Source organism: Caballeronia sp. DA-9 (assembly GCF_051615025.1).
Lineage (GTDB): Bacteria > Pseudomonadota > Gammaproteobacteria > Burkholderiales > Burkholderiaceae > Caballeronia > Caballeronia sordidicola.
Window position 1 is genome coordinate 1,885,518 of the sequence record NZ_CP195133.1, and the last position, 20,481, is coordinate 1,905,998.

General features: G+C 61.7%; 17 protein-coding genes. 7 read left to right on the forward strand and 10 right to left on the reverse strand.

What is annotated here, in order from left to right:
- Window positions 1-10 precede the first annotated feature (10 nt).
- Together ACRWA7_RS24910 and ACRWA7_RS24915 are read right to left on the reverse strand one after the other, a co-directional pair.
- The gene (locus tag ACRWA7_RS24910; RefSeq protein WP_438392904.1) at window positions 11-991 is read right to left on the reverse strand and encodes a shikimate dehydrogenase family protein; all 981 of its coding nucleotides are present in this window, start codon (window positions 989-991) and stop codon (window positions 11-13) included.
- Window positions 988-1,638, reverse strand: a complete 651-nt coding sequence (locus ACRWA7_RS24915; RefSeq protein WP_438392905.1) for a glucose-6-phosphate isomerase — start codon at window positions 1,636-1,638, stop codon at window positions 988-990. The genes ACRWA7_RS24910 and ACRWA7_RS24915 overlap by 4 nt, the downstream gene beginning before the upstream one ends.
- A gap of 263 nt (window positions 1,639-1,901) precedes the next feature.
- Between ACRWA7_RS24915 and ACRWA7_RS24920 the strand changes: the two genes are divergently transcribed.
- The 5 genes from ACRWA7_RS24920 to ACRWA7_RS24940 all read left to right on the forward strand — a co-directional run bounded on the left by ACRWA7_RS24920 (window position 1,902) and on the right by ACRWA7_RS24940 (window position 7,929).
- The gene (locus tag ACRWA7_RS24920; protein ID WP_438392907.1) at window positions 1,902-3,329 is read left to right on the forward strand and encodes an FAD-binding oxidoreductase; all 1,428 of its coding nucleotides are present in this window, start codon (window positions 1,902-1,904) and stop codon (window positions 3,327-3,329) included.
- Between the two features lie 23 nt (window positions 3,330-3,352).
- Window positions 3,353-4,330, forward strand: a complete 978-nt coding sequence (locus ACRWA7_RS24925; RefSeq protein ID WP_099050539.1) for a sugar ABC transporter substrate-binding protein — start codon at window positions 3,353-3,355, stop codon at window positions 4,328-4,330.
- A 68-nt stretch (window positions 4,331-4,398) separates the two neighbouring features.
- The gene (locus ACRWA7_RS24930; protein WP_060856209.1) at window positions 4,399-5,907 is read left to right on the forward strand and encodes a sugar ABC transporter ATP-binding protein; all 1,509 of its coding nucleotides are present in this window, start codon (window positions 4,399-4,401) and stop codon (window positions 5,905-5,907) included.
- 31 nt (window positions 5,908-5,938) lie between these two features.
- Window positions 5,939-6,937 (forward strand): ABC transporter permease, encoded by a 999-nt coding sequence (locus ACRWA7_RS24935; RefSeq protein WP_438392908.1) that lies wholly within the window; start codon window positions 5,939-5,941, stop codon window positions 6,935-6,937.
- A gap of 134 nt (window positions 6,938-7,071) precedes the next feature.
- The gene (locus ACRWA7_RS24940; protein ID WP_438392909.1) at window positions 7,072-7,929 is read left to right on the forward strand and encodes an SIS domain-containing protein; all 858 of its coding nucleotides are present in this window, start codon (window positions 7,072-7,074) and stop codon (window positions 7,927-7,929) included.
- Window positions 7,930-7,943: 14 nt separating this feature from the next.
- Here ACRWA7_RS24940 and ACRWA7_RS24945 read toward each other — a convergent pair whose 3' ends face one another.
- The 8 genes from ACRWA7_RS24945 to ACRWA7_RS24980 form a co-directional block, all read right to left on the reverse strand.
- Window positions 7,944-8,849 (reverse strand): PhzF family phenazine biosynthesis protein, encoded by a 906-nt coding sequence (locus tag ACRWA7_RS24945; RefSeq protein WP_438392910.1) that lies wholly within the window; start codon window positions 8,847-8,849, stop codon window positions 7,944-7,946.
- A gap of 231 nt (window positions 8,850-9,080) precedes the next feature.
- Window positions 9,081-9,851, reverse strand: coding sequence for an SDR family NAD(P)-dependent oxidoreductase (locus tag ACRWA7_RS24950; protein ID WP_438392912.1), 771 nt, complete (start codon window positions 9,849-9,851; stop codon window positions 9,081-9,083).
- Window positions 9,852-9,872: 21 nt separating this feature from the next.
- The gene (locus tag ACRWA7_RS24955; protein WP_438392913.1) at window positions 9,873-10,964 is read right to left on the reverse strand and encodes a glycerol dehydrogenase; all 1,092 of its coding nucleotides are present in this window, start codon (window positions 10,962-10,964) and stop codon (window positions 9,873-9,875) included.
- Window positions 10,965-10,973: 9 nt separating this feature from the next.
- Window positions 10,974-11,633, reverse strand: a complete 660-nt coding sequence (locus tag ACRWA7_RS24960) for an HAD family hydrolase (RefSeq protein ID WP_438392915.1) — start codon at window positions 11,631-11,633, stop codon at window positions 10,974-10,976.
- The gene (locus ACRWA7_RS24965) at window positions 11,630-13,135 is read right to left on the reverse strand and encodes a xylulokinase (protein ID WP_438392916.1); all 1,506 of its coding nucleotides are present in this window, start codon (window positions 13,133-13,135) and stop codon (window positions 11,630-11,632) included. The genes ACRWA7_RS24960 and ACRWA7_RS24965 overlap by 4 nt, the downstream gene beginning before the upstream one ends.
- A gap of 260 nt (window positions 13,136-13,395) precedes the next feature.
- Window positions 13,396-14,340 carry an ABC transporter substrate-binding protein gene (locus tag ACRWA7_RS24970; protein ID WP_060856336.1) on the reverse strand — a complete coding sequence of 315 codons (945 nt, stop codon included), beginning with the start codon at window positions 14,338-14,340 and terminating at the stop codon, window positions 13,396-13,398.
- 101 nt (window positions 14,341-14,441) lie between these two features.
- A complete protein-coding gene (locus ACRWA7_RS24975; protein ID WP_438392918.1) occupies window positions 14,442-15,470 on the reverse strand; it encodes an ABC transporter permease in 1,029 nt (342 codons plus the stop codon).
- Window positions 15,463-17,016, reverse strand: a complete 1,554-nt coding sequence (locus tag ACRWA7_RS24980) for a sugar ABC transporter ATP-binding protein (RefSeq protein WP_438396773.1) — start codon at window positions 17,014-17,016, stop codon at window positions 15,463-15,465. The genes ACRWA7_RS24975 and ACRWA7_RS24980 overlap by 8 nt, the downstream gene beginning before the upstream one ends.
- A gap of 259 nt (window positions 17,017-17,275) precedes the next feature.
- On the opposite strand from ACRWA7_RS24980, the gene ACRWA7_RS24985 reads away from it, so the two are divergent.
- Together ACRWA7_RS24985 and ACRWA7_RS24990 are read left to right on the forward strand one after the other, a co-directional pair.
- Window positions 17,276-17,968 carry a FadR/GntR family transcriptional regulator gene (locus tag ACRWA7_RS24985; RefSeq protein ID WP_060856218.1) on the forward strand — a complete coding sequence of 231 codons (693 nt, stop codon included), beginning with the start codon at window positions 17,276-17,278 and terminating at the stop codon, window positions 17,966-17,968.
- A gap of 309 nt (window positions 17,969-18,277) precedes the next feature.
- Window positions 18,278-20,473 (forward strand): TonB-dependent receptor, encoded by a 2,196-nt coding sequence (locus ACRWA7_RS24990; RefSeq protein ID WP_208603281.1) that lies wholly within the window; start codon window positions 18,278-18,280, stop codon window positions 20,471-20,473.
- The last annotated feature ends 8 nt before the right edge of the window (window positions 20,474-20,481 follow it).

Sequence of the window (20,481 nt, forward strand, 5' to 3'; positions counted from 1 at the left end):
GAGTTCTTCCTTAAGCTGTTTTGGCTGGCGCGGGTTTGCCCGCTTGCGCCGCGATGCGGCTGATTTCATCGAAGCCGGGACCGCTCACCGGAATCTCGACGTGAAAGACTTCGGCGATCACGCGCGTCCATCCATAGATGAAGTAGGTCCAGCCGTCCTCTATCTGCAGCTTGCGTGCGGTTTCCTGCGCGCGCGCCTGATCGAGGAAAACCAGGTCGCCACGATAATTCAGGTCCCACACGACCGCACGTTCCGGAAACACGGCCGCGTTGCTCAGCGGTGAGCCCGGCGCGTCCTTGCCGAGGCCCGTCGCGTTGATCACGAGCGCGCCCGGCGACAGCCGCGCGAGCACGGCGTCGTTATCTTCGGGTCGCGGAGCCACGACATATTCGCACGGTACATCGAATTCGAGTTCACGATGAATACGTTCGATTTCTTCGAGCCGTCCCGCCGACCGGTTCGATACGATCACCTTCGAAGGACGGTTCGCGCCCCGCGCCTTTTGCATCAGATGCCACGTCAGCGCAATGGTCGAACCGCCCGCGCCCATTGAAAACACTTCCGCGCCGGTGTTGGCGAAATGGTTCGCCGGCAGAAAACCATCGAGCGACAAGCCCGATGTAATGGGATCCTTGGCATGACAGATGAATTTTTCACCCTGCTTTGACAGGCAACTCGTCTCGCCCATGATCCTGGCGGTTGGATCGATGACGTCGAAGAGGTCCTTGCACGCCGCGTACAGATCTATCTTGTGCGTGGTCACCAGCGCGCCAACCGACATTGGATCGTGCTTCAGGAATTCCACCGCTTCCCTGTACGCCTCGAGCGCTGCATGCGGCTGGAAGTCAATGCCCTTGATCTCGACATCGCCAAGACCGAGATGCTTCGCCCATTCCGGGAACACGCGCATGATGGAACTCTGCGCCGTCGTGACGCCAATGAAGTAGAACGTCGGACGCGTCGCGGCCTGGTATTTTGCGGAAGCGCTCATCGGCCGGCTCCTTCTGCGGCGAGCGCGCCGCGCGCGAGCAGCGCCTGAACTTCTTCGGGCGTGCGCTCCTTGTAATCGGGATTCGGCTCGCTGCGCCACGACCCCGCGCCGTCATCGACAATGCGCAACTTCATGCCGTTCGACTGCTCGATGATCGCGTAATCCTGCCCCGAATCCGCCGGATAACAAAACAGCATCACGAAGTCCCCCCGTCCAAGATTCACCGACCGATGAATCCAGCGCGGCGGCACGTAACACGCCGTGTTCGCCTTCACCTCGACCACGCGCGTGTCGCCGGAGGGCGACTCCATCAGCATCACGCCGTGACCCTTCAGGCCAAAATAAAGCTCGGGCCGGTCTATGGCCGCGTGAATGTGGCCGCGCGTCATGAAGAATTCGTCGCCGACCTTTCCCGGGCTCATGCGCGTCACGCCCGTGATCAGGTCGCCGGGATTGCTGTTCGGCCGATGATCGGTGACTTCGTACACGACCTCTTCGCCGCGCTCGGCTGCAAGCGCACTGAACGCGGCGCTGTCGGCGTAAAGCCCGCTCAGGTCGCGAAGGAATTTCTGATAGCGCGAGCCGGTGCCATTCATCAGGCCCGTCTGCAAATCGACATCGAAGGAACGGGGTTCAGGCCATTGCATCGGGTCCATCTCCTGGAAAAGTGCAAGCCGCCTCGCGCAGCAAAGCGAACGTTAGTTTTAATAATGATATAGTTAACTTAAATACAAAACATCAGGGTTTTCCCCGCCGTAACCGTGCTGTTTTTCGGCTTAATGATAGCTATACTATCGTTCAAGGTGTGCAGAGACAACGTTACTTCTACTTAAGTTGAATCGGCGTTTCTGCTCATGGAAGGAAAGCTGGAAGCGAACCATTGCTCGATCCCATCTGCTGGAGACATTCAATGCAAGACAAGCAGCCCTCCGGACACACTCCGCCCAACGCCGCGGTTACGGCGCTGCGCGAGGCGCTCGGAGCCGACGTGGTCAGCCTTCCGCATGAATTCGCGGGGCGCAGGAACTCGGATTCGAGCCGCATGCCCTGCGACGAACCGTTGGCATTGATCCGTCCGCGCACGACCGAACAGGTCGCGACCGTCATGCGGATCTGCCACGAGCACAGGCAGCCGGTCGTCACGCAAGGCGGACTGACGGGCCTCGCGGGCGGCGCGTGCTTGCTCGGCGGAGAGGTTGCGCTGAGCCTGGAACTGATGAACGGCGTAGAAGCCATCGACGAAGTCGGCGCGGCCATGACGGTCTGGTGCGGCACGCCGCTTCAGGTCGTGCAGGAAGCCGCCGATGCCGCCGGTTTCATGTTTCCGCTGGATCTCGGCGCGCGCGGAAGCTGCACGGTAGGCGGCAACCTCGCGACGAACGCAGGCGGAAACCGCGTGATCAAGTACGGAATGATGCGCGATCAGGTGCTGGACATCGAGGCGGTGCTCGCGGACGGCAGTGTGGTCGGCGGCCTGCGCAAGATGATCAAGAACAACACCGGCTACGACCTGCGCCACGTGTTGATTGGCAGCGAGGGAACGCTCGGCGTCATCACGCGCGCCGTGCTGCGGCTGCGGCCAAAACCGCGGGCGGTATCGACGGCATGGTGCGGATTGCCGGACTACGACGCGGTCACCACGCTCTTGCGACGCGCTCAGGAAGGCTTGCCCGCCGGCGTCTCGGCCTTCGAGGTCATGTGGCCCGGTTACTACGATTTCGTGTTGTCGCGTTTGCCCGAATTGCGCGCGCCGCTCGAAGGCAGGCACGCGTATTACGTGCTGCTCGAAAGCAGCGGCGCCGACCCGCAACGGCAAGCGGACGCGTTCGAGGATTTCCTCGCCGGGATGCTGGAGACAGGCGTGATCAGCGACGCCGCCCTCGCCTCATCCGAATCCGACGCCGCCGCGTTCTGGGCGATCCGCGACGCCCCCGGCGAGTATCAGCGCCTGATTCCCGGCCGCGTTTCCTTCGACGTGAGCTTTTCGATCACAGACGTGGGCCGCGCCGCGCACGAATGCGAAAAGCTGCTTCGCGCGCGCTGGCCCAACGCAACGATCCTCATCTACGGGCATCTCGGCGACGGCAACCTGCATATCGTCGTGCAGGAACCCGACTGGCCGCCGACGACCGCGCCCCAAGTGCAGGAAGTCGTCTATGGCGTGACCGGCGCAATGGGCGGATCGGTCTCGGCCGAACACGGCATTGGCACGAAGAAACTGAAGGTGCTCGCGTTATCGAGGACACCGGCCGAACTGGCCGCGATGCGCGCAGTGAAAGCCGCGCTCGATCCGCTGAACATCTTGAACCCAGGCAAGTTGTTGTTGAACGTTGTTTAAAAATCCCGATAAAAGGAGGAGACATGACGCGATTCGTAAAGAAGGTGATGTGTGGTGTGGCGCTGGCAGTCGCAGGTGTAATCGCGGCATCGCCGGCAATGGCCGCCGACAAGATGAAAGTGGGCATCTCCATGAAGGTGCTCAACGCGCCTTATTTTTCGGCCGCCATGGAATCGGCCAAGGCGCGCGCAGCCGAACTCGGCAATGACGTCATCACGGCCGACGCGCAAGGCAAGATGGGCAAGCAGATTTCGGACGTCGAAGACATGCTGACGCGCGGCATCAAAGTGCTGATCATTGATCCGGCCGATCCAAAAGGTCTCGTCAACGTGGTCAACACAGCGACCGCCGCGGGCGTCAAGGTGATCGTGATCGACAGCACGCTCGATCCCAAAGCCAACTACCTGACGCTCGTGCAATCGTCCAACCGCGAGAACGGTGCGCTGGTTGGTTCGTGGGTCGTCGACACCATGGGCGACAAGCCGCTGAAGATCGCGCTGATCTCGGGCGAGAAAGGCAATCCGGTTGGCAAGGAACGGCGCGACGGCGTGATTGAAGGGATTGTCGAAGCGCAGCTTGCGAAGACCGGCAAGGTCAACTTGCAGATCGTGGGCCAGGGCTGGGGCAACTGGTCCGACGAAGGCGGCCTGAAGGCGATGGAAGATCTGCTCGTCGCCAACAAGGACATCAACATGGTGCTCGGCGAAAACGACAGCATGGTGCTGGGCGCGCGGCGCGCCATCGAAAGCGCGAACCGCACGGGCATCACGCTGGTTGCCGCCGCCGATGGCCAGAAGGAAGCGCTCAACCTGATCAAGCAGGGCAAGTACGGCGCGACCGCGCTGAACGATCCGGCGCTGGTCGCGCGTACGGCGGTGGATATTGGCGTGAAGGCGGCGAAGGGTGAAGCCACCAACGTGCCGAAGATCTCGTACACGCCGTCCGCTGCAATCTATAAGAGCAACGTCGACAAGTACTACAACCCCAAAGCGATTTTCTAACGCCTGCGGGTTCATGCAAGAGCGCGCCGGCGAGTCCGGTGCGTCCCGCATTCTGGAGACACCTTCATATGATTCCCTTTATTGCGCTGACCGGCGTGGACAAACGCTTCGGCGGCATTCACGCTATCGAGGGCGTGGATTTCGACGTCTTCAGCGGCGAAGTCCACGCGCTGGTCGGCGAGAACGGCGCGGGCAAGTCCACGCTGATGCGCATTATCGGCGGTGGTCATCAGCCCGACTCCGGAACGATCAAGGTCGAAGGACACGAGATGTCCTTTCGCAATCCGCACGCGGCAATGGAAGAAGGCATCGCGGTGATTCATCAGGAAACGGCCTTGGCGCCGGATCTGTCCGTGGCGGAAAACGTGTTCCTGGGCGCGTTGCCGGCGGTCATCGACTGGGGAACGCTGCGCAGGAATGCACGTGCGCTGATCGCAAGTCTCGGCTTCGATATCGATCCCGCCGCGCTCGTCGCCGACCTGTCGGCGGCGCAATGCCAGGTGATCGAGATTGCCAAGGCGCTGAGCCGTCAAGTGAAGCTCCTCGTACTCGATGAACCCACGGCCGCACTCGCGCCATCGGATGCGAACAAGCTGCTTGAAATCGTGCGCGAGTTGCGTTCGCGGGGCGTGGGCATTGTTTATATTTCGCATCGGCTGGAAGAGGTGTTTGCGATCGCGGACCGCATCACTGTGCTGAAAGACGGCAAGCGCGTGGACACCATCAAGCCGGCCGACGTCACCATGGACGGCCTGATCCGCAAGATGGTCGGCCGCCCTCTTTCCGTGCTGTTTCCACAACGCCATGCCACGCTCGGCAAGGAAGTGCTGAAGGTCACGGCGCTGGTGCGCGGTCATGCGGTGCGCAACGTGTCGTTCACGCTGCGCGCCGGTGAAGTGGTCGGCCTGGGCGGGCTGATCGGCTCGGGACGCACGGAAGTCGCACGCCTGATTTTCGGCGCGGACACGCGCGATTCCGGCACCATCGAATTGAATCAGAAGGTCATGGCGATCCGCTCGCCAATGGCCGCGGTCAAGGCCGGTATCGGCTTCGTGCCGGAAGACCGCAAGGGGCAAGGCGCGGTGTTATCCATGCCGATTCGCGTCAACGCCACGCTCGCCGCGCTGAAGTCGGTAAGCAGTCCGGGAGGGTTCCTCGCCTTCGGCCGCGAACGCGCCTTCGTGCAAAAGCTGATGGAACAACTGCGCATCAAGGCGCGCTCCATGGACGCCGATGTCTCCACGCTCTCGGGCGGCAATCAGCAAAAAGTCGTGCTGGCGAAATGGTTCCACGCGGACGGCGACCTCATCATCCTCGACGAACCCACGCGCGGCGTGGACGTAGGCGCGAAGGTCGAAATCTATACGCTCATCAACCAGCTTGCCGAACGCGGCAAGGCGGTGCTCGTGATTTCATCCGAACATCAGGAACTCATGGGCCTGTGCGATCGAATCCTGGTGATGGGCGAAGGCGAGATTCGCGGCGAACTGCAACCCGCCGACTTCAGCGAGGAACAGATCCTCTCGCTGTCGCTGCGCCGCGCGCCGGACGAAGCGCCGGCCACGCTCACTCATTAAATGCATTGTGAATAATCCGGAGACCCGCATCATGAATCCCAGCGCCGTCACCCCGAAAACGCATCCGGCGAGCTCGGCACAGGCCCACGCAAAACAATGGTGGTCCGTCGCGCGACGCTTCAACACGGTCGCGATCCTGATCGTGCTCGTGATTGCCGCGTCGTTTGTATCCAGCGACTTTTTCTCCGTGCCCAACCTGTCGAACATTTCGCGTCAGGTCGCGGGCGTCGGCATCATGTCGGTGGGCATGTTGCTGGTCGTGCTGACGGGCGGTATCGATCTGTCGGTGGGTTCCATCGCCGCGCTTGGCAGCGTGTTGTCCGCATTGCTGATTCCGCAGTACGGGCTGACGGTCGCCCTCCTCGCCACACTGGTTATCGGCGGCTTTTGCGGCTTCATATCCGGCGCGCTGATCGCGTGGTTTCGCCTGACGCCGTTCGTCGTCACGCTCGCCATGATGACGGTCGCGCGCGGTGTCGCAATGATCGTGTCGAACGGCTCGCCCATTCTCGTCGATGACCCCGGCCAGGCCCTGCTCGACTTCGGCCGTCATTCGTACTTCGGCATTCCCGGTCCCACGCTCGTGATGCTGATCGTGTTCGTGATCGGCGGCATTGCGTTGAACCGCTTGCGCGCGGGCCGCGTGGTTCGCGCGATAGGATCGAACGAAGAAGCCGTGCGGCTTTCCGGCGTGCCGGTTGCACGTCATGTGCTTGGCACGTATGTCAGCTCGGGATTGCTGGCGGCGCTCGCCGGCATTATCTCGACGTCGCGCGCGGGCGTGGGCGCGCCGACCGTTGGCGTGGGCGATGAACTCACCGTGATCGCGGCGGTGGTGATCGGCGGCGCGAGCCTTGCCGGTGGCAAGGGCGGCGCGCTGAACACGCTGATGGGCGTGCTGATTCTTGGCGTGATCGGCAACATCATGAATCTGGCGAGCGTGCCGGGATACCATCAGCAAGTGGTGATGGGTGTGATCATTGTCGCGGCCGTGCTGTCGCAGCGCGGCGCGCGGTTCTGGCGCCGCTAGGCGGAGCCGCCGCGTTTTCCGGCTAATCCGATACACTTGGAAGCCAGGTATCAACGCAGGACATCCGCACAAAGAGCACGAAGCACGGGGCGCCGCTTGCGGCGCCCCGTTCATAATGAACGAAGGAATATCGAGTGCCCGATTACAACATCCTCGAACTGATCGACCGCGCGCGTCCCAATCTGCGCCGTGGCAGCCGGCAAGTGGCCGAGTACATTCTCGCAAACCTCGGTTCCATCTCAGACATCAACCTGGCCGAACTCGCGCGCAACGCGAAAGTGAGCGAGCCTACCGTGCTGCGGTTTTGCGCGTCGCTCGGGTGCAGCGGCTTCAAGGACTTCAAGATTCGCGTGGTGCAGAGTCTCGCGCTCGGCGCGCCCGCCACGCATTCGGTACTCGGCAAGGCCGATGATCCTGAAACCGTCGCGACCAAGATCTTCGACTACACCATTACAAGCCTCGACTGGGCGCGCAAGAAGCTGGATTTCGCTGCCGTCGGCCGTGCGGTCGATTTGCTGGCGAAAGCGCGGCGCATCGAGTTCTTCGGGTTCGGCGCGTCGGGCATTGTCGCGCTGGACGCGCAGCAGAAGTTTCCGCTCTTCGGCGTGCCGTGCGTTGCGCACCAGGATTCGCATCAGCAATTCATTGCGGCGTCCATGCTGAAGCCCGGCGACGCCGTGGTCGCCATTTCCAACACCGGGTCCACGCGATCATTGATCGAAGTCGCGCGAACGGCGAAAGAACGCGGCGCGAGTGTGATTGTCATCACCGGCTCGAATAGCCCGCTGACGAACTTTTCCGATGTCGCGGTCATTGCCGAGACGCTCGAAAACACGGACGTATACACGCCGACGACCTCGCGCCTCGCCGCCCTTGTGATTATCGATATCCTTTCGACGAGCGTAGCGCTGCGCAAGGGCGAGGCGCATACGCTCGAAGTGCTGGACATGAAAAAGCGTCTTGCGGACATGCGTTCCACGGGCGTGATTTGAATCGATGAAATGGCTCAGCCTTCTCCATCGAGATAAAACGAGCCTTCCATCACGCTCACGCATGTCCCGCCGATGCGCACGCGCGGCTGACCGTCATGAACATCCACGGTTGTAATCAACACGCTCGGGCGGCCCATATCGACGCCCTGGCTCACACGCAGCAATAACCTGGACTCACCCCGCACGTCGGCAATAAGCGCAACGGCCGCCGCAGTCGCGCTGCCCGTAGCAGGATCTTCGGTCATGCGCGGCGTGAACATCCGGGACTGGATATCGCAGGATGTGTCGTTGCCGACATCTCGCGTATAGGCATAGATCGATACCGCGCCATCGACGGGCAGCACCTTCTTGTAGTCCACGAGACTGGGAATGCACCGGCGCAACGCTTCCCGCGATGCAAGCTCGGCCACGACAAACGGCAGGCCGACAGACGCCACTTGCGGCGCGTGAGCGTCGGTGCGGATATCGGATGCATCGAGCGACAAACAGGCGGCCACGCTTTCGGCCGAGAGCGTCGACAGGCGTGTCAGCCGTTCCGGCACGGTGAGTTCCGCGCCGGCCGCGACTCCGCCCTGCTTCATTTGCGTGACCGGCACCAGGCCCGCGGCCTCCTCGAACACGAGCCGGTCGGGCAATGGCGTTCCGTTAGCCGCGGCTCGCGTTGCAAGGACGAACGCGGTGCCTATGTTCGGATGCCCGGCAAACGGAATCTCGCGGATTGGCGTGAAAATGCGGACCCAGGCGGTATGCGCCGGGTCGCGCGGCGGCAATACGAAGGTGGTTTCGCTGTAGCCGAACTCGGCGGTTATCGCCTGCATCTGGCTGGTGGAGAGACCTTCTGCGTCCAGCACGACGGCGACCGGATTGCCGTGGAATCGTGTGTGGGTAAAGACGTCCGCTGTGACGTAACGACGGTTCATGGCTCATGCCCCTGTAGGATGATGCACCCGCGACAAGCCCTGATTGTGGCCTTATCCATCGGTCATGCACCATGTACAGTTATGTAAGCGAGCATTGGGCCAGCATCCCGGATTCACCGGATCACATGCACAGTTTTACGACTGCGAACACACCGCCGGCGATCTCGCTGGCATCTCGCTGGAAAACAGAAGCTGCTGAAAGACCCTGGCTCACGCTCGAAGCCCAAGCCGTCAAACCCCGCTTGCGTATCCGCCGTCCACCGGCAACGTCACGCCCGTGATGAACGCCGACGCCGGCGATGCCAAAAACAGCGTCGCCCCAACGAGGTCGTCGACTTCGCCCCAGCGCTTGAGCGCGCTGCGCGCGGCGATCTTGTCGGCGCTCGCCGGCACTTCCCAGAGCGCGCGCGTCATGTCTGTCCGATGGTAGCCTGGCGCAATCGCATTCACGCGCACGCCCGCGGGCCCGAACGCGTGCGCAAGCGAACGCGTCAGACCCAGAATGCCCGTCTTGCTCGCGCAATACGCGGGCACTTCCACGTCGGCGATATAGCTAAGCATCGAGGCCACGTTCACAATCGAGCCATGCGCCCGCTCGAGCATGTCGCGAGACGCCATCGCGAGGCGCATGGCGGCGGTCAGGTTGACGTCGATCACTTCGCGAAAGACATCATCACGATATTCGTCGGCGGGACGCGCGACGCCCGCTGCATTCACCAGCACATCGAGCTCGCTCAATGTTTCAACGAACGCCTTGATTGCTTCGTTGTCGCGCACATCCAGTTGCTCGAAGCGAATGCCCTTGAGCGTAGTGTCCGCGCGCAAGGCCTCGAGCTTTCGCGCCGAACTGCCTGTCGCGATCACTTGCGCGCCGAGCGCGGCGAACCCTTGCGCGATCGCGAGGCCAATGCCGCTCGTTGCGCCCGATACGAGCACCTTCTTTCCATCGAAAAGGCCGGGACGGAACGCCGCCGTTTCCTGACCCTTGAGTTCAGTTGTCATGTTGTCTCTCGTGTAGATTGATTAGTCAACCTGATCGAATCGGGCCGCATAGCGGTCCATCGCTTTCAATGCGGCAATGACCAAAGGTACATCAACGGGATACGGTTCGTTGTGGATGATCTCGCCCGCGCGGCAGGCACGCTTCGCCACGGTTTCGAGCGCGGCCTGATCGGCGACGTCCACGTTGATTTGGGAAAGCCGCGTCGGCAAGCCGACTGCCCGGCAGAATTCAAAGACACGTCGCCGCTCGCCGTCTGGCACCGCCGATAAAAACAGCGATGCGAGCACGCCAATCGCGACCTTCTCGCCATGCAGCAAGCCGTGCGACGAAGGCAGGTCCGCCAGGCCATGATGAATCGCGTGCGCCGCCGCAACGCCGCCCGACTCGAAGCCAATGCCCGAAAGCAGTACGGTCGCCTCCAGCGTGGCGTCGAAATCCGGCGTCACGATTTGCGCTCGGCAATCGTCCACCGCCTGCACCGCATGCGCGAACAAGGTATCGCGGCACAGCTTTGCGGCTTCGAACGCGAGCGCCGTGCCACGGCCGCCGCACAGATTCTTCGCATAAGCACGGCGGCAGGCATCGGCTTCATAAAAGGTCGCGAGCGCATCGCCAATCCCCGCGATAAAAAATCGCACCGGCGCTCGCACGATCAGGCTGGTATCGAGCAGCACGAGATCCGGGTTTCGACGCACAAAACGATCGCGCACCACGCGGCCTTCCTCGTCGTAGATCACAGCGAGCGCGGAACACGGCGCATCGGACGCCGCGATGGTCGGCACGCAGACGAACGGCAGGCGCAGGTCATCGGCGGCGGCGCGGCCGGTATCGACGACCTTGCCGCCGCCAAACGACACCACGATGTCCGCTCCGCTCTCGCGAATCCATTCAGCGGCGGCGGCGACCGAACGCTCGGTGCAGGCGGCATCGACGGCGCGCACGACAAGTTTCACGCGCTCGGCCTTCGATAACGCCGGCTGCAATAACGAAGCGACGTTGCTGTCGACGAGACACGCGGCGTGCGTGCCGAGACGCGCGAGTTCGGCATCGAGTGAATCGAGCGCGCCTGCGCCCTGGACATATCGTGAAGGGAAGATGCTGGTTCTGAGCATGGTCGTGGATCAGGAGTCAAGTTGAACGCCGAGTGCGGCGGCGAGTTCGTGTTCGGAGAAGACTACTTCGGAGCCGTCGGGGAAAGACGCCGCCGCGCTAGCATGTTCCGGCCACGCGAGCACGCGCATGCCTGCCGCAATGGCCGCACGCGCGCCTGTTGGACTGTCTTCGACCACGACTGCTTCGTCTGGCGTGACGCGCAGAAGCCACGCAGCGCGTTCGTAGGGTTCGGGATCGGGCTTGCCGGCGCGCACGTCGTTCGCGCTGATCGAGACGAGTTGCGGGTCTTGCAGACCGAGCGCGCGAAGCCCGGCTTCGAGCAACATGCGCGATGAATTCGATACGATCGCCTGCCGGATCCCTGCCGCGCGCACGGCGTGATACACGCTCAACGCGCCGGGGCGCGGTTGCATGTTCGCCGCTTCGGACACATAGTGGCGTGCGCGCGTCATGGACCATTGACCGTAGTCGAAATCGATGCCGAAACGCGTACAGCAATAGCGATGAACCTCGCGTCCGGTCTTGCCGAATATCGATGCATGCAGGTCGTCGTCCGCCTCCAGTCCGTGCTCCTTCAGCACTGCGACGAGCGTGTCCAGGTGCAGCGCTTCGCTGTCGGCGAGCGTACCGTCCATGTCCCATAGAACTGCCTTGATTGCGTGCGTCATGCATGGATCTCGGCAAGACGATCGAGGTCGTCATAGAACTGTTGCGAACTCGCGTAGAGCCGCTCGAAGATCGGCATCATCCGGTCGTAGGTGTCGCTCGCGCGCGGGTCCGGCTGGACCTCCCGCTCGAACTGCACGAAGGCTGCAACGGCGTCGGCCACGCGCGCAAACTGGCCGTGCGCGGTGGCCGCCAGAATCGCGCAGCCCATCACGCCGCACTCTACTTGCGCCGGTACGAGAATTGGCGTTCGATACATGCTCGCCTTGATGTCGAGCCACAGCGCCGCCTTCGCCCCGCCGCTCGCGGCAACGAGCCGCTCCATGCGCACGCCCGCCGATTCGATCACGCCAATGTGCCGCCGCACGCCGAACGCGACGCCTTCCAATACCGCCCGATGCAGATGCGCCGCACCATGTTTCGCGCCGATGCCAAAGAATTGCGCCCGCGAATTCGAGTGCTCGCCGAGACGTTCGCCGGTGAGATACGGCAGGAAAAAAAGGCCTTCGGAGCCGACCGGCGCTTCGGCCGCCTTTTGCGCGACGGCTTCGTAGCTCAATGCGTTTTCGTGAAATGCGCGACGCGCCCAGCGCACGGCGTCGCCGCCTGAGTCGAGCAGCATGAAGCGTCCCCACAGCCCTTCGGCGGTCGCCACGTTCGATACTTCCGGATGCAGCATGGGGGTATCGGCGATCACGGTGATGATGGACGACGTACCAGTGATGTCCGACCCGAGACCGGGCGCGTACACGCCCGAACCGAGCACGGACAGCGGATAATCCGCGCCGCCGACGAGCACCGGCGTGCCTTCACGCAAGCCCGTTGCTTCGGCGGCGTTCGCCGTGACGCTGCCAAGGATTTCCTGCGGCGAGCGGATGGGCGGAAACTTGTTGATATCGAGGCCGAGCGCATCGAGCATGGGCCGGGACCAGGTCCGCGTTTGCGGGTCCATCAGGAAGCTCGTGGATGCGTCGCTCCAGTCCCACGCCCGTTCGCCGGTCAGCCGGAAATTGATGTAATCCTTCGACATGAACACGGTCGCGGCACGCTCGTACGCCTCGGGTTCGTTCTGCTTGAGCCATTGCAGCTTGAAACCGGGCCACGCGGGCGTCGCGGGGTTCGCCGTCAGCGGAAGATATGAAGTGGATGCGTTGCGGGCCCGGAAGGCTTCGACTTGGGCGAGCGTGCGTTTGTCGTTCCAGAGCGGCGCGGTTTCGCGGGTGAGCCGGCCATCGGCATCGATCAGGACCGTGCCGTGCATCTGGCCGCATGCGCAGACAGCAGCAATGTTCGCAGCGGCGTTCGGGACGCTTTCAAGCACTTCGCGAATGGCGCCGGCAGCGCCTTGCCACCAGTCCGCCGGGCGTTGTTCGGACCAGCCGTAACGGGGCACGATCTGCTCGTGCTCGCGCGCGGCCATCTTCACAATTGTTCCACGTCCATTGACGAGGGCAGCGCGGACACTGCCCGTGCCAACGTCGATGGCAAGGTAATACGTCTCCATGACCCGAGTCCCCAGGTATTGCCTGAACGAGCGAATTCGTCGTGCGAAAGATACGCCGCGACCACGCCAAGCTTCTAATTAACGTTATCTTGACTACGTTTTGTAGCCATGTCAATTAGCTGCTAATGCTTATTCTGCCTTGCATATTCAGTTCAGGCTCTGGAAAATCTCGGTTTCAGTCTCCTACTTTCGTTGTTTTCACTAACTTTATTTGTTAACGATGCGGAAGGTGCTTCCGCATCGCCGCGCTGCCGGAAACGTCAATACAGCACGTTCTTCGCGACCGGCTGATCGATGTTGCCCTTGTCGACCATGACCACGCCTGTATCGACGAATTTCGGCGGCGATTTCTTCTCGATCACGCCGACCACCGTTTCGATTCCTTTGTAGCCCATCTGATAGGAACCCTGCACGGCGATCGCCTGGATCGTGCCGTCCTTCACGAAGTTCTGCAGATCCTGATTGCCATCGAAACCGATGGCCACGATCTTTCCGGCCTTGCCCGACTGCGCCAGCGCGCGGCCCATGCCAACGGCGGTCGGTTCGTTCGCACCGAAAATGCCCTTGAGGTCGGGGTTCGCGGCAAGCACGTCAGTGGTCTGGTTCAACGCGTTCGCCATTTGCGATTGCGAGTAGAACGGACCCACCACGGTCAGCTTCGAATGCGCCTCCAGGTACTTGCGGAATCCGCCAACGCGCGCGGCTTCCGAACCCGCGCCGGCCACGTACGACATCAGCGCGATCTTGCCCGTCTGCCCAACCTTCGCAATCAGGGCCTGGGCGCACAACTCGCCAGCCTTGGCGTTGTCGGTGGAAAGGAAAGCCTGGTAATACTGCTTGCCCGAATCGGACAGCGCCGAGTCGATGATTACCACCGGGATATGCGCCTCCCAGGCCTTCTTGACAGCCGGCACGAGCGCGTCGGGATCGGAAGCGGCCAGCACGATGCCCGAGACCTTGCGGTTCACCGCGTTCTCGACCATGTTCACTTCGGCTGCGATGTCCGACTCGGCGGCCGGCCCCTGGAAGGTCATGGTGTAGCCCTTCTCCTTGGCCATGGCCGCAGTCGCGCCCTTGTTGACGTTCTGCCAGTAGTTCGAATCGGCGCTCTTCACGATCACTGCAATCTCGCCGCCTGCGGCAAAGGCCGTGCTCGCGGCAACAGTCAGCACGGCGGCAAACATTGCCTTGCTTGTCAGTTTCATGGTCAGTTTCATGTCTCGCTCCTTTGGTTTTATAAGACCTCTTCGGCCCGCTTCACTTGGTGCTCGTCGAACGCTTCGGATTCCTTCACGCTCGATAAAACTCATCGCCGGTTTCGAATCTGGTCGATCCACACCGTGCCCAGAATCACGAGGCCAATGATGATCTGCTGGATGAAACTCGATACGCCGTTCATGTTCAATCCATTGCGCAAGATGCCGATCACGAACGCGCCAATGGCCGTGCCCGAGATCGTGCCCACGCCGCCCATCAGCGACGTTCCGCCGATCACCGCGCTGGCGATGGCATCGAGTTCGTACATCACGCCTTCGTTCGGCTGTGCGGTCACGAGCCGCGACATCAGCACGCAGCCGGTCAGACCCGCCAACGCACCAGACAACACGTAGGTGAAAAGCTTCACGCGATTCACATTCACGCCCGATAAACGCGCCGCTTCCGCATTCGATCCAACCGCGTAGATATGCCGTCCCAGCGACGTGCGGCTGAGCATGATCGCCACCAGAACGGCGAGCACGACCATGATGATCACCGGATACGGAATGCCGGGAAAGACCACGTCGGGAAAACCATCCGAACCCATCCGGACAATACGGAACAGCGACCCGTTGCCCAGTTCGGCAAACGAATCTCCGAGACCCGATACCGGCCGCGCGCCGGTAATCTGCAGCGCAAGTCCGCGCGCAACGAGCATCATGCCCAATGTCGCGATAAACGGCGGCAAGCCCATGCGCGTGACGAATATGCCGTTGAACACGCCGCAAATCGCCCCGACGATCACGCCGCCCAGCATGCCAACGGGCACCGGAACGCCCGCCTTCACGAGCAGCGCGGCGGCCACGCCGGATAGCGCCAGCACGGAACCCACCGACAGGTCGATCCCACCGGTAATGATCACGCACGTAGCACCGAGCCCGAGATACGCAATCGACGTCACCTGCAGCGCGACCGTCATGCCGTTGCCCAGAGACATGAACGCGTTGCTCGTCGCGGAGAACACGACCACGAGCATCACCAGGCTGCCGAGCGCGGCGAACTTCTGTATCAGGTCGCGCCGGCGTTCACGAGCGCGTGCGCGATCGGCATGAGCGGGATCGGTAGTCATCTCAAGCATGGGTCGTCCGTCCTGATGCGTAGTGCATGATTTCTTCCTGATTGGTGTTGCGGGTTTCGAGCACGCCCGCTATTTCGCCTTCGTGGAACACGGCCACGCGGTCGGTCATGCCCATGATTTCGGGCAACTCGGAACTGATCAATACAACGCCAATGCCCTGGGCCGCGAGCCGGTCCATGAGTTCGTAGATGGCGTATTTCGCGCCAACGTCGATGCCGCGCGTGGGTTCGTCGAAGAAAAGAATTTTCGATTCACGGAACAGCCATTTGCTGATCACCACTTTCTGCTGATTGCCGCCCGACAGATTGCGCGTGATCTGGTTGGCGCTCGGCGTGCGGATGCCGAGCGCATCGATATATTTGCGCGCGACCTTCCCTTCTTCCTCGAAGCGGATAAATCCGCCCGCGCCCGACACCGCTTCCACGTTCGCGAGCGTGATGTTCTTTGCCACCGTCATCTGCAGCGCGAGGCCATTGCCCTTGCGGTCTTCCGAGAGATAGGCAATGCCGTTGCGGATTGCATCGATAGGCGAATGAATCGACAAGCGCTCGCCGCCCAGATGAACGTCGCCCGCGTCCACCGGATCGGCGCCGAACACCGCGCGCGCCACTTCCGTCCGGCCCGATCCCATCAAGCCTGCAAAGCCCAGGATCTCGCCGCGACGCAATTCGAAGCTCACCGGCCCGAACACTTCGCGGCGCTTGAGTCCGTTGACGCTCAGCAGGACGTCGCTGGAAGGCTGCGATTTGCGTTCGGGGAAAACGTCGTCCAGAGCGCGGCCGACCATATGCGACACCACTTGTTCAATGGTCGTGGCGGCAAAGTCGTCGGTGGAAATCGTGCGGCCATCGCGCAGCACGGTCACGCGGTCGGCGATCTCCGCAAGCTCGTCAAGCCGGTGTGAGATATACACAATCCCCACGCCCGACTGGCGCAGTTCCTTGATGATCCGAAACAGGTGCACCGTCTCGGATTCGGTCAGCGACGACGTAGGTTCGTCCATGATCAGAAGCCGCGCGTTCAGCGACAGCGCCTTCGCAATCTCGATCATCTGCTGCTGCGCGACCGACAGCGACCCCACCAGCGTGCGCGGCTTGAGCGGCAAGCCGATCCGGTCGAGCGCGGCTTGCGAATCGGCGGCAAGACGAGCGCGATCGATAAACAATCCGCGCTTCGGCTCGCGCGCCAAGAAGATGTTTTCAGCGATCGACAAATGCGGAATCAGGTTCAGTTCCTGATGAATGATCGCGATGCCGGCGGCTTGCGCATCGAGCGTGGAAGCGAAGTGCTGCACGCGGCCATCGAGATAGATCTCGCCTTCGTCCGGCCGGTATTGGCCGCTGACGATTTTCATCAGCGTTGATTTACCCGCGCCGTTTTCGCCGCAAATGGCATGGACTTCGCCCGCGCGAACGTCGAAGCTGACGTTCTGCAGCGCGATCACGCCAGGAAAGCGCTTGCCCACGCCGCTAAGACGCAGCAAGGATTCCGCTGATGCGCGATGCGCGGGCCCGTGGTCCGGCACGACACCCGGTTCGGCCGTCATGTTCATTGCACGGCCCGCGAGACTGATTGGGACGGATGCATCGGCTTGTGTCTCCTCGATGTAAGTCGATCCTGCAGTCAAGTGGTCAAGCCAATTTAGTGTTTGAAGAGGCGGCCTGACCTGCTGCTAATGATAATGGCGTTATGCCTGCGCTGGAATCGAGGTATTTACCCTTATATCCAACGACATAGGCCTCGGGCGATGCTGACGCGAATTGGTCAAGCCACCTTACACGTTTCGCGTTACGCATCCGAGTCCCATGACATCACTCGTCAAACCCGTTGAGACACGGCGGCTATATCAGTCCATCGCCGATCAGATCAATACGCTGATCCGCCATGGCAGTTTCCAGGCCGGCACACGGCTGCCGCCGGAACGTGAACTGGCGCAGCAACTCGGGGTATCGCGTCCCTCGCTGCGCGAAGCGTTGATCGCGCTGGAAATTCGCGGACAGGTCGAGATCCGGATGGGCTCGGGCGTCTACGTCTGCGATGGCGGAAACGAAACGTCGCCCCTCACCGCCATGGGAGAAAGTCCGACCGAACTCATGCAGGCGCGCGCGGCGATTGAAGGATCGGTGATCGTGCTGGCTTGCACGCGGCTCACGTCCGATGGCACGGCCAAGCTGCAGAAAAGCCTGGATATCATGCGTGAACTGATCGCAGCGGGCCGTTCACCGTTGGAACCCGATCGCCAGTTCCATATGACGATTGCCGAGATTGCCGGGAATTCAGTGCTGACGCGGCTCGTGGGTGAATTGTTCGACGGTCGCAACGATCCTATCGCGGCCAAAGCCAGCGTGCTTTCGGAAAACATCACGACCTGGGGCGTCGCGTTATCCGAGCATGAACGGATTCTCAGGTCGCTCGAGGCGCGCGATCCGATCGCTGCGCAGGCAGCGATTCGCTCGCACTTGAAGGCATCGGAGGAACGGTGGGTCGGCGACGCGTAAGCACGCGTTGCGCCACCGGACCGATGTCCTAACGCCCAAAAAAACTTTCCGCCACGCCTCGTTATCATTTGTGTCGTTTTTTGGTGGCACAAATGATAACGATTCGCATTCGTGTATAATTCGCGCGGTTGTCAGTTCTTGTTGTCTAGTTGTAAGTCCAAACTCGCAAGTCCAGACATTACCCCACTACAAAGCACCGTTCCGTTGCCCATCGCCGCCTGATGGATCGACGGGGCGAAATCACGACCACTTCGCTACTGCACTCCTTCGATGCTTCCAATCAAACAGCAATCGCTTCGCGTCCGGCCGATGTCCGCTGCCGTCCGTCACGTTTTCCTCCGCGCGGCAGTGCCGCTTGCCATGGGTGTCGCCGGTATTGCGGGTGTTGCGGGGAGTGCGCATGCACAAAGCAACGGCACGGCCGACGCCGCCGACAAAACCTTGCCCGCGGTGAAGGTACAGGGAACCGCGGAAGCGCTGCCCGGCGATTTCGCACCGACATACAGTGGCGGTCAGGTCGCGCGCGGCGCGAGCTTTGGCGTGCTGGGTGACCAGAAGATGATTGACGTGCCATTCAGCATGACCACGTACACGTCGAAGCTGATCGAGGACCAGCAGGCGCGAACGCTTGCCGATGTGCTCGACAACGATCCGTCCGTTCGCTCCAGCCTCGGTTTCGGTAACCAGTCGCAAGTGTTCGTTATCCGTGGTTTCCAGTTGAACGGCGACGACATCTCGCTCAACGGGCTCTACGGCATCACCCCACGTCAACTCGTGGCCACGGAAACGCTGGAACGCGTGGATGTATTCAAGGGCGCCAACGCTTTTCTGAACGGCGCGTCGCCGACCGGATCGTCCATTGGCGGCGGTGTGAACCTGCAATTGAAACGCGCCGACGATAAACCCCTGACACGCGTGACGGTGGAGGGAACGGCGTCGGGCGAACTCGGCACGCACGTGGATGTGGGCCGCCGCTTCGGCAGCGAAGGCCAGTTCGGTGTTCGCGTGAACAGTTTTGTGCGCGACGGCGAAACCAGTGTCGACGACGAGCACAGGCGCAGTACCGCGACGTCGGTTTCGCTGGATTATCGTGGCGACAAATTGCGTCTTTACGGTGACTTCCTCTACCAGCGCGAACGCGCCAACGAAGCGCGCCCCACGGTCAATCTGAGCGGTACCGACATTGTGATCCCGGCGGTTCCGTCGGCGACGCATAACTACGCGCAACCGTGGTCATTTACCGCGCTCGAAGACACGGTTGGCATTGCGCGCGCCGAATACGACTTCATGCCGGGATGGACCGCGTATGTGGCAGGCGGCGTGCATCACGCGAACGAGCATGGCGATTACTCGTCGCCGAATTTCAACGGCGATACAGGGTTGACGACGGCATATCGCTTGGGCGTTCCGCGCAAGACCGACGCCTACTCAACCGAAGGCGGCGTGCACGGACGGTTCAATACCGGTCCTGTCTCGCACTTCGTGACCTTAGGCGGGTCGCTCACAAGTATTGAAGACCGCTCGGCCTTCGATTTCTCCAGCACCTTCAATACCGACCTCTACAACACGCCTCAGGTGCCGCGCCCGTCCGCAAGCCCGGTCGGCAATTTCGCGGATCCGTTCGTGACGGACCGCGTGCTGATCCGCAGCGTGGCGGTATCGGACACGCTCGGCTTTCTCAACGATCGTGTGCTGTTCACGCTTGGCGCCCGACGCCAGGAGTTGCACCAGAACAACTACGACACAGGCACTGGCAATCTCACGTCGTCATACAACGACTCCATCACCACGCCGATTCTCGGACTCGTAGTCAAACCGTGGCAAAACGTCGCGTTCTTCGCCAATCGCAGCGAAGCGCTGGCTCAGGGACAACCGGCGCCATCGACGGCAGCAAACTTCGGCACGAATCTCGCACCGTCGCGCTCGAAACAATATGAGGTCGGCGTGAAATACGACACGAACCACTTTGGTTCGACGTTTTCGGCGTATCAGATCGAAGAGCCGACCGCGTACACCAACGCCGACAATATCTTCGCGGCGAACGGGCGCGAGCGGCATCGCGGGCTGGAAGCATCCATCACGGGCGAACCGATGCAAGGCGTGCGCTTGCTGGCAGGTGCGTCCTACATCCAGGCCGAATTGCTCAATACCGCTGGCGGCCTGACCGACGGCAATCGTCCTACTGGCGTGCCCGCGTTCCTGTTCAACCTCGGCGCGGAGTACGACATTCCGATGGTGCCCGGCCTGACCGTGACCGCACGGTATCTCCACACGGGCAAGCAATACTTCGACGTTGCCAACACCGCATCGATTTCATCGTGGAATCGTTTCGACCTCGGCGCGCGCTATGCGACCAACGTGTTCCACAAGAACACAACCTTCCGGATCAGCGTGCTGAACGTGGCGAACAAGGCCTACTGGGAATCGGCCTCCACGTCGGGCCAAGGATACCTGACCCAAGGTGCACCACGCACGTTCCTGTTCTCGATGACAACGGACTTTTAACAAGGACG

Coding starts and splice junctions, on each gene's coding strand:
- ACRWA7_RS24910 (WP_438392904.1), bottom strand. CDS start 991: ATGAGCGCTTCCGCAAAATACCAGGCCGCGACGCGTCCGACGTTCTAC.
- ACRWA7_RS24915 (WP_438392905.1), bottom strand. CDS start 1,638: ATGCAATGGCCTGAACCCCGTTCCTTCGATGTCGATTTGCAGACGGGC.
- ACRWA7_RS24920 (WP_438392907.1), top strand. CDS start 1,902: ATGCAAGACAAGCAGCCCTCCGGACACACTCCGCCCAACGCCGCGGTT.
- ACRWA7_RS24925 (WP_099050539.1), top strand. CDS start 3,353: ATGACGCGATTCGTAAAGAAGGTGATGTGTGGTGTGGCGCTGGCAGTC.
- ACRWA7_RS24930 (WP_060856209.1), top strand. CDS start 4,399: ATGATTCCCTTTATTGCGCTGACCGGCGTGGACAAACGCTTCGGCGGC.
- ACRWA7_RS24935 (WP_438392908.1), top strand. CDS start 5,939: ATGAATCCCAGCGCCGTCACCCCGAAAACGCATCCGGCGAGCTCGGCA.
- ACRWA7_RS24945 (WP_438392910.1), bottom strand. CDS start 8,849: ATGAACCGTCGTTACGTCACAGCGGACGTCTTTACCCACACACGATTC.
- ACRWA7_RS24950 (WP_438392912.1), bottom strand. CDS start 9,851: ATGACAACTGAACTCAAGGGTCAGGAAACGGCGGCGTTCCGTCCCGGC.
- ACRWA7_RS24955 (WP_438392913.1), bottom strand. CDS start 10,964: ATGCTCAGAACCAGCATCTTCCCTTCACGATATGTCCAGGGCGCAGGC.
- ACRWA7_RS24960 (WP_438392915.1), bottom strand. CDS start 11,633: ATGACGCACGCAATCAAGGCAGTTCTATGGGACATGGACGGTACGCTC.
- ACRWA7_RS24965 (WP_438392916.1), bottom strand. CDS start 13,135: ATGGAGACGTATTACCTTGCCATCGACGTTGGCACGGGCAGTGTCCGC.
- ACRWA7_RS24970 (WP_060856336.1), bottom strand. CDS start 14,340: ATGAAACTGACAAGCAAGGCAATGTTTGCCGCCGTGCTGACTGTTGCC.
- ACRWA7_RS24975 (WP_438392918.1), bottom strand. CDS start 15,470: ATGCTTGAGATGACTACCGATCCCGCTCATGCCGATCGCGCACGCGCT.
- ACRWA7_RS24980 (WP_438396773.1), bottom strand. CDS start 17,016: ATGACGGCCGAACCGGGTGTCGTGCCGGACCACGGGCCCGCGCATCGC.
- ACRWA7_RS24985 (WP_060856218.1), top strand. CDS start 17,276: ATGACATCACTCGTCAAACCCGTTGAGACACGGCGGCTATATCAGTCC.
- ACRWA7_RS24990 (WP_208603281.1), top strand. CDS start 18,278: ATGTCCGCTGCCGTCCGTCACGTTTTCCTCCGCGCGGCAGTGCCGCTT.